Consider the following 11827-nt stretch of genomic DNA (forward strand, 5'->3'; position numbering starts at 1 on the left):
GTGCCATAAACACTAAATTTGAAGTAGAAGCAAAAATGCCAAGCGTTGTGAATCCCTCTTAAATTGCTTGTTATGCGTAATTTTTGACGTGCTTTGTCATTGCTGTTTCCGAAACAGACAACCCGTCGATTCTATATTGATCCTTGAACTCTCCAACAACATTAAACCCTGATTTTAGGTAGAGGTTCTTTGCTGGAAAATTCTCTGATAATACACAAAGATCAAGCCAGTCAATTTCGGCTTTTTCTTGGCAGAAATTTATAACCGCATCAATGAGTCGTTGACCAATACCTTGCTTCCGGCAGGAAACATCTACGCCCATACCAAGTAGAACTCGATGAGAACGGCTATCATCACCGTGATGGCGGAGATCAATATGACCTTTGATACTTCCATAGGTGTCTTTTACAACCCAAAGCTTTCTCCAACCTAAATCGCCAAACTGATGGGAAAAGCCTTGGACAAACTTATCTTTTGTTGCTTCTGGAATTTCACTTTGCTCTCTGGACATTGGCTGGAAAAGAGGAACTTCTCCATTACCATTTTCAGACAGCTGATTTTCAAGATACGCAAAGAATGAATCTAAATCCGATTTTTCCGCTTCTACTACTTCCATCTAGTACTCCGTAGTCCATCGATTACGCATAACGCCGCGTTAAGTGGTGAGCAACGCTTCCACATTACCTGAGCACTTCACCGTAATCACCAAACTAATTGAAACTGAAAACGCCGAGCGTTGCGAATCAGCTTGAATTGCTTGTTATACGATTTTACTCACCCCAATCTTCTGTATACTCTTTTGTGAGCAGAGGGATGATACTTGGTTCCATATCATTACGTAAATTTGCCACATATGAGAGCAATTTTAGCGACATACTTTCAAATACCTCTAGCTGTTCGAGGTTTAAACAAACCGAACTTCTATTTCTAACAGGTTGAAGCATTTGCGTTTCGCCAAAGCTATGAATGACAAACTTTATATCAATAGCCTGAGAATCTGAATGTGCTATGAGCTGATTCCGGCGTTGGATTAGAAATTTATGTAGACTCAGTTCCTCAGACGACAACACTTTCAAAGCAGAATTTGTTAAATAGGGGACTTTGGACTTGTTTCGAGAGTCATTGCCAGAGAATGGTTTGCAATAGGAGATTATCATTGCATTCGTTAACGCTGACAGTACAAGAAAGTTGTTGTCGATGTCAGAATAAAGATTACTTTTCTCAATATGAGAGACAATATCATGCGCCTCTTTAAAGTCTGCAAATGAGATAGCAATGCGCTTAAACTGTCTCAACAACCCATCATTCTTTCTATTCACCAAAACCTCTAGTTTTCCGAATCGTATAACGCCCTGTTAAGGTGTGAGCAACGCAATACCAATGCCGCCGCATACCACCTTAAACACTAAAACCAACGCACAGTAAAAATGCCACGCATTGCGAATCACTCTTAAACAGTTTGTTAAATTCACTTTTTAGACGTGTTCCGGAAAGTATCAGCGAACTGCTCTAGTACCGCTTTGTACTCGACGTTTGTCATTGAATCCACTTTAGAAATGTCTGGCAATTTGTTGGGATCCATTTTAGATATTTTCCCAGCCTTGCTTTGAAAGTTAACTTCTTCAGTAAGCGCAAAACGGGCTAATTCTAAATTGCGTTGAGCCCTTGCCTGATCTATTACATTGTTTGGGCACAAAATGCTGCCATCTGTGGACACTCCTACATATAACGAATTGTTTTTGTAGTCATTACGTAAGTCTGAAGATGCCTTTACTGACTGCATTGCATCATTGTAAACCTGCTCATTTCCACCAATAAAGCACAATGCTGCATTGTTTATGGTTTCTTGGTTCAATTTGGATTTATGCTCTCTGAGACGTTTCATAGTTTGTTTCCAATCAACGTCAATCCCAGCAATCAATCTACGACCAGCTCCGTATAGAATTTGGCATTTTGCTAATTCTTCTCTCGCTATATGAGACAATGTGTAAGATCGTGCATACGCCTTTTTCTTCATAAGTAGCTCTGATTCTCGGATAAGCCCTCTTGCGTTAGTTACTAACGCTGTCATGTACTCGTCAATTTGATTGATATTTAGCGACATTTTCTGCCTCCGTGAATTTAACGCCCTGTTAAGGTGTGAGCAACGCAATGCCGATGCCACCGCAAACCACCTTAAACACTAAACGCAACGCATAGTAAAAATGCCACGCGTTGCGAATCACTCTTAAACAGTTTGTTATATTTTTATTGTTTGACAGACTTTATTAGCTTACCAAGTTGCTCAACACCATCAAAAGTAGATGGTATATGATCAGCGTTGGGAGCTATCCCTGAAAATATTATGCTTTCAAATTTATCCAAAGAATCTTTGTCTTGTTTCTTCATATCACCTGCATACTCAGAATAGTTATGTATGAAGCGACAAAGGGTCATTCTAAGATCTATTTGTAGCAATTGAGACTGTAAGGATTTGTAATTAGCCAGAAGAACTCGAAAGTAATATACCAGAATAACGACAAGTGAAACTGTAGGTAGAGCGACCAACATCATTATCCTCGTCAATTCAGCACCTTTTTCAATATTCGCTAGCACATATGACACTTCGAAAATGAGGGGTAATAGAATGAGAATAGATACTAGCCTTAGCCACAATAGGACGTTCTTAATTTCTTTCTTTTTCTGCTCTGCTAGATTGTTAAAACCATCACTCAACCCAACGAAATTGAAAGCATCTTTATATGTATCAAGAGATTGCTTTAAATTAGATGCTCGATCTTCTCTTTCTTTGAGCTCCTTGTCCCATGATTTTTTTGTATCTTCGAAGCTTGACTTAGCCAAGTGTAGTTTGCGGACACTTTCGACAGCAGGACTATTGGCGATTTCCTTTAAGATAGCAATAGGCATTTCACTAATTGCGAAATGAATATCAGATTGCCCCTCATCGGAAAAACTTGTTGAGTTCTCAGTACAAAAGCGTCTAGCCCTCTCTAAATCTCTATGAATGTCATTTGGAGTGGACAAATGAAACTCTAAAAGGAACCTGAACAACAACCCCATCGCGCTATCTAATTCTTCCTTATCCAAACTTGCAGTTCTCTCCCCCAAAAAATGAACTAGATGCTCCCCAACCCAACCAATGTTTATTTGGCAACGCGAATCCCACAAGTCAGGGCTACTTATTATAGCCTTGCAGACAACAAGCAGGTGTTTGCTGCGGTTGCTTTCAAAGTCTGACTCGTAAGTTAACCCATCAACTCTATTGATGAACTTAGAAATTACTCGTTGAGTTGTTTCATTTTCAAAAAACTGGTTCATAAAACTCCATTAAAAATATAACGCCCTGTTAAGGGGTGAGCAACGCAATACCGAAGCCGCTGCATACCACCTTAATCACTTAAACCAACGCACAGTAAAAATGCCACGCGTTGCGAATCCCTCTTGAACAGTTTGTTAGGTGTATGCCTCCGAGACTTCTGAAACTGAAAAGCTCATAGCCAAAAAGGAAATTCCTGAACCAGACTCATAGTTATGAACCTCTATTTGAGCTTGAGCCCATTGACGGCCACTGATATCTATAATCGCTGTACCACCAAGATGCCCACTGAAGCCTTTTTCAATTTCTAGGTTAGACACACCTTCAAACTTGAAGCTTTTGAACATGCCATTCCTGTCGTGAGACACCATTTCAATTGAGCTCAACGAAGAGTCCCAAGGGTCGACATTATACTTAAACTCAACCAAATCATTATTTGCAAAGTCTGCAAAAATCACTTTTTCTGACAATTTGACCTCCTGACACCTAACGCCGCATTAAGGTGCGAACAACGCTAAAACACCTAACCTAAACCATCGCACCTTAAACACTAAACCCAAGTTTAAACTGAGATCGCCAAGCGTTGTGAGTCACTCTTAAATGCTTTGTTATGTGTGACTTGCGCTTTGCCAAAATGCTCGAATAATTGGATATACACTTAACTCCGAGTGATATGTTTGTATAACTTATGTTTAAATATCCTATTGAAATACCCATTTTCTTTCTCTACTACTCGTAATGAACTTGAACAAGTAGGGAGAAACATTGTTGAAATAGAGATGACTGATGACAATAATGCCAAAACTAATACATACATCCCATTTTGTTTTGATTCAGAATTGGGGTCCTGTACCACGCCGAAGTGACTGGCTGTCTTAAACCAGTTAGATTTCGATATATTATAGACCTTGCTATTAATTAGTTCTCTTTGAAAACTAGACATACGTTTTATATAGCCTCCTTGCTCAAGGAAAGTATTAAATTTCTCATTCTCTTTAGAGAGTGCAAATTTAGACCTTTCAAGAATACTACTTGGTGTATATTCAGTACCAACATAGTACACATCTGACGAAAAAAAGTAGATATCAGGCATACCCTCCAAATTTCCACCTCGGAAGTACTTTATATTGTATTGTAATGGTCCTCTGTTCGACCGCTTTGTCGTCAGATAGTAAAAAGCTTCCATATTGCTCGGTAAACGTTTGATACTATCAACGTAAAAGTATTCTTCGTTTGGATATTTCTTAATGTCAGATATCTGGGCTATCCCTATCGGGTTCTGTGTATATAATTCAATCGCATCTGCGGCTAACAACGAACAAACAACACCAACCACTATCGGGAAAAATACTTGAGGTCTTTTCTTAATCCCTTCGCTAGTTTGTTTTTCTGAAACATCTGGCAACCTACATACAGTTAACCTAAAAAGAGTGAAGTAAACGATAACAATCACGCTCATACATATGGCAAAGCTCAAACCGTTAGGGTGCCTAAATTCATCAGCTAAATACAGTAAAAAAGAACACAATGATATTATCGTTGTATTTAGAAAAATATAAGGAATAATAAAGTATATTACTTGCTTTTCATTTATTGATTTCATTTTACCTGCGATTCTAAAGTTACACATAACGCCGCATTAAGGTGCGAACAACGCTAAACACCCAACCTAAACCACTGCACCTTAAACACTAAAACCAAGTTTAAACTGAAATCGCCAAGCGTTGTGAGTCACTCTTAAATGCTTTGTTAGGCGTATTTACGGAACATAAACCATATCAACATTAACAACAAAACTATTGTCTGATTCAGTAACTTGTGCACTCAGTACTAAATCACTCCTGCCTTCTGACTCAGTCCACAAATCAATTAAAACATCCCAATGGTTACCCATCCACATACAAATAGACGATTCCCAAGTTTCATCAGGAAGCTCTATCAACAACTCACCGTAATCATCAATGAACTCTTCAATTTGAGTTGAGGTTTCACTTGTAACAGGAGCTAGACCTTCTAAGCCACTGCTTATTGTGTAATCACGCTCTACAAATGATTTTACAATACTGCAAAATATTGGACGCCAAATCGAAGGGATGGGTTGTTGAATATCCTTACCTTTTGTAACTTCAAATTCAGACATAGAATTCCTATAAATAACCAAAAAATGATTTACGCCTAACGCCGCATTAAGGTGTGAGCAACGCTACCACGAAACTTAACCATACCACCGTAAACACAAAAACCAACGATGGAATGAAAAATGCCAAGCGTTGGGAATCACTCTTAAATGCTTTGTTATATTTTGGTTTGCACCAAGTGTAAGCCTAGAAAATCTGTCAGGGCTCGATTATTTTTCAAGAAACCGTACATTTTTTTCGTGTTGTCGAGCATATTTAATTTCGCTTTGGGTACTTTTCCCGATATACCCACCCACATTTAAAACGAAAATTTCATCAGAAATATCTATTTTGCGTTTATGCAGCTCACCTAACATTCGTTGCTCTTCTTCTGTCAGAACGAAATGCTCATCACGCTCCAAGCCACCAACGCTTAGAACAATATTTCCAGCCATGGTTTCATTAAAGTTAGCATCCAAAAATGCCTGCTTAAATCTTATACTTCCACATAGAGTTACCACTATTGGCTTCACTAGGCCTCCATCCATGATTCTAGCTCTGAAATTGATAAAAAATATAACGCCCTGTTAAGGTGTGAGCAACGCAATACAAAGGCCGCCGCATACCACCTTAAACACTAAACGCAACGCATAGTAAAGTTGCCACGCGTTGCGAATCACTCTTAAACAGTTTGTTATGTTAAAACCCTGATAGTAGGCTGATGACTGTTTTCTCGTACTTCTTATGCAAAGTATCGCTAAATTTGTCTAAGTTATCAGGGAATACATCATAACCACCTAACTCTTTAAGCTCACCAACAAATGAATGATAATAATAACTTATGCATACATATGCTTTATCCAAGTCTGGAATTTTTACTTGAGGATCTGGATCTATATGGGCAACTCGCTTATCCCGAAACGCTTTCATTTCTTCCCAATATGCTTTCCAGCCATCATTATCAAGTTCTAAGCGTCGCAATAAATCTTCTTTGAATTGATCACCATCTGTACTCACATTACGAAAATGCAAAACATCGTTGTGATGTCCAAAAGCATGACTCCAATTAAATACAGCCATACATATAAAATTATTATGTATATACGTATGAACCAAGTCGGGAAATTCATTTCTCCTTTCTGTTAGGCGCAAGTAATATACATACTGACGTACAAAATCAACACAATTGGACAATGCCCTTTCTAGCAAAATGGAACGTTCCATAATTCTCCTTTAACATAACGCCAAATTAAGGTGTGAACAACGCTACCACCTTAGCTAAACCATTGTGCCATAAACACTAAACTTACTTGAAGCGACGGCGCCAAGCGTTGTGAATCACTCTTAAATTTATTGTTATGTGTATAATCCTAAATGCTTTTCGATAAAGGCTAAGTCAGCGTCAAAGAAGTCACCACGAGGAATATCGGTAGGAATAAACCAGTAGAAAGTCTGCTTCCGTTCTGGGTCTACGGCTGCTGGCTCTTGGTTCGGTAGAGCCTCTAAAACTACATAACTTATTTCACCACCATAGCAATTTTGAGCAGTGTGATTACCTAGAACCCTAAGACCGCTTAAACCTGTTTCTTCCCATAGTTCCCGTATAGCGGCTTGCTCACCACTTTCACCAGAATCTACCGAACCGCCTGGAAATTCAAAAACCATACCTTTACTACGCCGGTAGCGGTTCTGAATAAGAACTTTACCTTGTTTCACCACTACAGCCATTGATAGATTTTTCAAACTGTACTCCTTTCCAAGCGGATACACATAACGCCCTGTTAAGGTGTGAGCAACGCAATACCGAAGCCCCTGCATACCACCTTAAACACTAAACGCAACGCATAGCAAAAATGCCAAGTGTTGCGAATCACTCTTAAACAGATTGTTAGGCAGTTGGGACTAATTGTTGAAATCACATGGACATTTTCCAGTTCTTAAGTCAACTTTACCGCCACATATTCCACACTCAACAAACATATCATCAATGATTTCGATAAATCTTAGTTCTTTATCAAGATTTATTTCAGGCATGATTGGTAATTCATTTCCAGCTTTTAAAGCTAAATATTTGGCATGGTTTATATTTAGAAGACCCCTTCGAAAACGCTTCACAGCATCGGCTTGGGACTCTTCATCAGAATTAGCGAGAGCCTTAACTAAGACACCAAATAAATACGTAATTTGAGTTGTGCATGCTGACTCAATAACATTATCAAAAGACTCCATAATATGCTCCTTATGTACTTAGCTAACATTCATGTACATAGAGCTTAGTAGTCAATCAACAGGTCAACTTTTGAATTGAAGAATAACCTGATTTAAGTCAATTTCATAGTTGCTGCCTAACGCCGCGTTAAGTGGTGAACAACGCAACCACCAAACTTAAACCATTGCACCTTAAACACTAAATTCAACTTAAACTGAAAGCGCAAAGCGTTGTGAGTCCGCCTTAAACGCCTTGTTAGGCGAAGTTTCTCACCAGTGTTTACGTGACTTTGAAATCAGGTTACCTGAAACCCTATTGCCAACCAAATGCACACAGACTTTTTGCGATTCAAGAACCACAAAAGCCACTATGTTTCAGCCATGGTTTCAACAACCACGAAATGCGAATTTGCAGCGACTAAGTAGCTTTTGAACCTGAGAAACTAACAGCTACAAGCTAATAGCAAAAACGAAAGCTACAATTGACCTGCCCTGTCCACACTTTAAGCCAGTGAAACTCACCACCAACCAGCGACAAGAACCAATGAGGCAACCCACGAACTTTGGCATGTTTTACGGTTGGAGAGATTCAAGAATTTAAACCGTCAGTGCTGAGTTGCCGACATAGAAAAGCGAAAGGTTAAAGAGAACTAAGAAGATGAGAACAAAGAACTTTCTGCCCGTCGCCTAACGCCCAATTAACGTGTGAGCAGCGCAGACACTGAACTTAACCACTGCGCCGTAAACACCAAACTCAACCCGAAGTGAGAACGCCAAGCGTTGCGAATCACTGTTGAATTGTTTGTTATGTTTTACCACAAACACATGATTTACTTGAGAAAGAACTGCTATTTCAAGCCAGTTTTCTGAACCAAACCACAAGGCAAGAACCAACTTGGCCGCCAAAAGCGACTACCCCAAAACCAGTAATTCCACTTCCCTGCCCAATGAGGCAACCCGACAAAGCTCCAACAAGCGCCCTTTCTTTCCAACCAAAGCGCAAAACAATTTTGAATTGCCGAGGCAACTGCCAAGCTGAAATGCTGCTTGGTTATGAACCTGAAAGCGACTTAAAACCAGTTACACAAACAGCCAACTACCACGACCTGACAATGAAGCAACCCGCGAACATTGGCATGTTTTACGGGCTGAGAGATTCAAGAACTTAGACCGACAATGCGGATTTGCTGAGTCTACTAGAGACGAATTGCCATAGGGACAAAGAACTAGAGCCTAAGAACTTTAAGCCTTTGAATTTCAAGTAAACATAACGCCGCATTAAGGTGTGACGCGCGCTTGCCATACTGTGAGCGAAGCGAAACTGGCAAGCGTAAGGAATCGCTCTTAAATGCTTTGTTAAGTGCGTGTCCACGGCGCCCCATTAAAGAACTTTAGCTTTAACCCTATGCTTTCTGCTTCCTGTATTTCAGTGTACATCTCATCGAACAGGTTAGGCATCGCATAATTACCAAACTGTATACGATTCATTAGGATGATAACCAGTTCTTCATTTTCTAATGGGATAAGCTCGTGAAATAGATAGTTGTAAAAACTGTACACTGCTTTCAGAACTTCAAAAGCACTATGATTGCTCCAAAACATTGAACATTTGGGTATTTTAACTTGCTTATGCAATTTACCTTCAAGATCCATTGGTAAGATCCAGTTTTCATTGCCATCTTGAGGCTCGCCAATATCAGTTTTAATTTTGGTACCTTTTTGATGCACAAATTGATTTCGAATTTGAAGGAGCTCTTTGATTTTTTGAACAACATTATTTCCGTAATCTAAACCAGAAAGTTTGTGCTCAACACGTAGGAAAATATCTATTTTTGACAAAGCCGGCATCCGATCTAAATCGTTTAGTGTCTGCGATGAGATTTCAATTTGCTGCAATAAAACGTTGGCACAGCTCTCAATTGATAGCACTGAAGCACATATAGAAGAACGAGCAAAGCGGTTACACCTATAACTACAACCCTCATTTTCTTTAGACTGATGATGTTGAATTAATGCATCACACAGCAAATCAAAAAAACCAACATGCATGAATTGAGCTGGAACTCTCATTTATGACACCTCTAATTACCGCACATAAGCACTTAACGCCGCGTTAAGTGGTGAACAACGCCAACCACCAAACTTAAACCATTGTACCTTAAACACTTAACCCAACCTGAACTGAAATCACTAAGCGTTGTGAATCCGCCTTAAACGCCTTGTTAGTATTCAGTTCCTCAGAACGGAATATCGTCATCAAAGTTCATACCAGCCGGTTTCTGTTGTGGCTGCCCCCAAATAGGTTGTTGAGGCTGTGGTAGAACTTGCTTAGCTAGACACTTGCTGCAACCTTTTGACGTATCTTTGCTCATATCTTGTTTCTTTAGATAGGAGCCACAACTACTACACTCTGGTACTTTGAATAGCTCAGTACCACAGCCACCACAGAAACGGGTTTCGGCTATCGGGTACCCACACGTACATTGATAGGTGAGTTTGTCACCACAGGAAGTACAATGAATATCAATGCAGTTTTCTGTAAAATTAGCTCCCCTGTAGTACCCATTTGGTGACCATTGCGCATCTGGACATTTCAAATTCGAGCAAAGTGCTTTGCTTGGCGTGTTTATTGCGAAATGCCCAGCGCCAGAAATACTTTTTAGCTCCCTCAAAATGTCATCGACATTTTGATAGCGATTGTTGGCGTCATACTCTGAAGCCTTATTAATTAAGTTTCGTAAAGCATAAGGAACTGATAGCTCTGGCTTGTCCAACGCTTTGGGCGTTGGTGTGCCCGTAAGCAATTTGCAGAGTGTTAGCCCCAAAGAGTAAATATCAGAACGGCAATCAACGTTTTTCATATCCACGCTTTGCTCTGGGGACATGTACTCCACCGAGCCTAGGTGGTCTCCAGTTCGAGTTGCTCTTGTAAAGTTTGGGTTTCCAGAAGGCGCAAAGCCAATTGAAAAATCGATCAGATAAGCGTGACCAGTTGACGATAGCATGATGTTTGAGGGCTTTATGTCTCTATGAATAATTCCCTTTGAATGCACAAGTGACAGAGCATCAAGAATCTGAGTTGCAATTGTGATGACCTGTCGCTGCTCAATTACACCGTGCTTTTGGACATAATCTTCCAAATTTGTACCATCGATATACTCCATAACGATGTATGGAACCGAATCATGCTCACATTTAACTTCGCCATGAGTAATGACATACGGAATCGCTGGATGTTGCGCCTCTGAAAGAATGAACGCTTCCCTCTTAAACTTTTTCTTTAGCTCGGAGTTGTTTCGATTAAATACACTATCGAAGAACTTTACGGCAACGAACCTTTCCAAGGAGCTTTGCTTGGCTTTCTTGGTTTTACCAGAAAGTCCACTTCCAATATCCTCGAGCAAGTCAAAGCCTTGTCGCTTTAGATGAATTGAATATTCGTCCAACATTTACCTCTGAACTTTATAAGAATACTAACGCCGCGTTAAGTGGTGAACAACGCCAACCACCAAACCTAAACCATTGCACCTTAAACACTTAAGCTGACTTAAACCAAAACCGCAAAGCGTTGTGAGTCCGCCTTAAACGCCTTGTTAGGCGAAGTTTCCCGCCCGTGTTTAAGTGGTTTTGAAAACAGATTACCTGAAACCCTATAGCCAACCAAATGCACACATACTTTTTGCGATTCAAGAACCACAAACTCACTGTGTTTCAGCCAAAATCCCAACTACTACGAAATACGAATTTGCAGCGACTAAGTAGCTTTTGAACCTGAGAAACTAACAGCTACGGGCTAGTAGCAGAAACGAAAGCTACGATTGACTTGGCCTTACCACACTTTGAACCAGTGAAACTCGCGACCTACCGACACTGAAAACCAATGAGGCAACCCACGAATTTTGGCATGTTTTACGGTTGGAGATATTCAAGAATTTGAGCCGACAGCGCTTAATTGCCGACTTAGAAAAGCAAAGGCTCAAAGAGAACTAAGAAGATGAGAACAAAGACTTTTCTGCCCGTCGCCTAACGCCGCGTTAAGTGGTGAACAACGCCAACCACCACGCCTAAACCATTATACCTTAAACACTTAACCCGACTAAAACTGAAACCGCAAAGCGTTGTGAGTCCGCCTTAAACGCCTTGTTATGAGCCTGATTTTAAGTACACGCCTTCCTGACGGAATTGT

The 11827-nt window shown here is 40.1% G+C and carries 13 protein-coding genes; all 13 read right to left on the reverse strand.

What is annotated here, in order from left to right; genetic code table 11:
• Nucleotides 1-70 precede the first annotated feature (70 nt).
• The 13 genes from ACQEXU_RS21200 to ACQEXU_RS21260 all read right to left on the reverse strand — a co-directional run bounded on the left by ACQEXU_RS21200 (nucleotide 71) and on the right by ACQEXU_RS21260 (nucleotide 11090).
• Nucleotides 71-616: a GNAT family N-acetyltransferase gene (locus tag ACQEXU_RS21200; RefSeq protein WP_140069005.1), complete on the reverse strand. Its 546-nt coding sequence runs from the start codon at nucleotides 614-616 to the stop codon at nucleotides 71-73.
• Nucleotides 617-770: 154 nt separating this feature from the next.
• Nucleotides 771-1319 carry a hypothetical protein gene (locus ACQEXU_RS21205; protein WP_427012212.1) on the reverse strand — a complete coding sequence of 183 codons (549 nt, stop codon included), beginning with the start codon at nucleotides 1317-1319 and terminating at the stop codon, nucleotides 771-773.
• 149 nt (nucleotides 1320-1468) lie between these two features.
• Nucleotides 1469-2104 (reverse strand): AbiV family abortive infection protein, encoded by a 636-nt coding sequence (locus ACQEXU_RS21210; RefSeq protein WP_427012213.1) that lies wholly within the window; start codon nucleotides 2102-2104, stop codon nucleotides 1469-1471.
• A 143-nt stretch (nucleotides 2105-2247) separates the two neighbouring features.
• The gene (locus ACQEXU_RS21215; protein WP_427012214.1) at nucleotides 2248-3318 is read right to left on the reverse strand and encodes a hypothetical protein; all 1071 of its coding nucleotides are present in this window, start codon (nucleotides 3316-3318) and stop codon (nucleotides 2248-2250) included.
• A gap of 135 nt (nucleotides 3319-3453) precedes the next feature.
• Entirely contained in the window at nucleotides 3454-3786 is a 333-nt protein-coding gene (locus tag ACQEXU_RS21220) for a hypothetical protein (protein ID WP_427012215.1), read from the reverse strand.
• 188 nt (nucleotides 3787-3974) lie between these two features.
• A complete protein-coding gene (locus tag ACQEXU_RS21225) occupies nucleotides 3975-4919 on the reverse strand; it encodes a hypothetical protein (RefSeq protein WP_427012216.1) in 945 nt (314 codons plus the stop codon).
• Nucleotides 4920-5075: 156 nt separating this feature from the next.
• Nucleotides 5076-5456 carry a DUF7668 domain-containing protein gene (locus tag ACQEXU_RS21230; protein ID WP_427012217.1) on the reverse strand — a complete coding sequence of 127 codons (381 nt, stop codon included), beginning with the start codon at nucleotides 5454-5456 and terminating at the stop codon, nucleotides 5076-5078.
• A gap of 207 nt (nucleotides 5457-5663) precedes the next feature.
• Nucleotides 5664-5966, reverse strand: coding sequence for a hypothetical protein (locus ACQEXU_RS21235; RefSeq protein ID WP_427012218.1), 303 nt, complete (start codon nucleotides 5964-5966; stop codon nucleotides 5664-5666).
• A gap of 166 nt (nucleotides 5967-6132) precedes the next feature.
• Nucleotides 6133-6657 carry a hypothetical protein gene (locus ACQEXU_RS21240; RefSeq protein ID WP_263223063.1) on the reverse strand — a complete coding sequence of 175 codons (525 nt, stop codon included), beginning with the start codon at nucleotides 6655-6657 and terminating at the stop codon, nucleotides 6133-6135.
• A 132-nt stretch (nucleotides 6658-6789) separates the two neighbouring features.
• Nucleotides 6790-7176, reverse strand: coding sequence for an NUDIX hydrolase (locus ACQEXU_RS21245; RefSeq protein WP_427012219.1), 387 nt, complete (start codon nucleotides 7174-7176; stop codon nucleotides 6790-6792).
• A gap of 159 nt (nucleotides 7177-7335) precedes the next feature.
• Nucleotides 7336-7662 (reverse strand): hypothetical protein, encoded by a 327-nt coding sequence (locus ACQEXU_RS21250; RefSeq protein ID WP_050907515.1) that lies wholly within the window; start codon nucleotides 7660-7662, stop codon nucleotides 7336-7338.
• A gap of 1335 nt (nucleotides 7663-8997) precedes the next feature.
• The gene (locus ACQEXU_RS21255; protein ID WP_427012220.1) at nucleotides 8998-9711 is read right to left on the reverse strand and encodes a hypothetical protein; all 714 of its coding nucleotides are present in this window, start codon (nucleotides 9709-9711) and stop codon (nucleotides 8998-9000) included.
• 167 nt (nucleotides 9712-9878) lie between these two features.
• Nucleotides 9879-11090 (reverse strand): serine/threonine-protein kinase, encoded by a 1212-nt coding sequence (locus ACQEXU_RS21260; protein WP_427012221.1) that lies wholly within the window; start codon nucleotides 11088-11090, stop codon nucleotides 9879-9881.
• Nucleotides 11091-11827: the final 737 nt, after the last annotated feature.

The sequence above is a fragment of the Vibrio sp. TRT 21S02 genome (genome assembly GCF_050113675.1).
GTDB lineage: Bacteria > Pseudomonadota > Gammaproteobacteria > Enterobacterales > Vibrionaceae > Vibrio.

Excerpts from the sequence above, each read along its gene's own strand:
- ACQEXU_RS21225 (WP_427012216.1), bottom strand. The coding sequence starts at position 4,919 with ATGAAATCAATAAATGAAAAGCAAGTAATATACTTTATTATTCCTTAT.
- ACQEXU_RS21250 (WP_050907515.1), bottom strand. The coding sequence starts at position 7,662 with ATGGAGTCTTTTGATAATGTTATTGAGTCAGCATGCACAACTCAAATT.
- ACQEXU_RS21240 (WP_263223063.1), bottom strand. The coding sequence starts at position 6,657 with ATGGAACGTTCCATTTTGCTAGAAAGGGCATTGTCCAATTGTGTTGAT.
- ACQEXU_RS21230 (WP_427012217.1), bottom strand. The coding sequence starts at position 5,456 with ATGTCTGAATTTGAAGTTACAAAAGGTAAGGATATTCAACAACCCATC.
- ACQEXU_RS21215 (WP_427012214.1), bottom strand. The coding sequence starts at position 3,318 with ATGAACCAGTTTTTTGAAAATGAAACAACTCAACGAGTAATTTCTAAG.
- ACQEXU_RS21255 (WP_427012220.1), bottom strand. The coding sequence starts at position 9,711 with ATGAGAGTTCCAGCTCAATTCATGCATGTTGGTTTTTTTGATTTGCTG.
- ACQEXU_RS21200 (WP_140069005.1), bottom strand. The coding sequence starts at position 616 with ATGGAAGTAGTAGAAGCGGAAAAATCGGATTTAGATTCATTCTTTGCG.
- ACQEXU_RS21260 (WP_427012221.1), bottom strand. The coding sequence starts at position 11,090 with ATGTTGGACGAATATTCAATTCATCTAAAGCGACAAGGCTTTGACTTG.
- ACQEXU_RS21210 (WP_427012213.1), bottom strand. The coding sequence starts at position 2,104 with ATGTCGCTAAATATCAATCAAATTGACGAGTACATGACAGCGTTAGTA.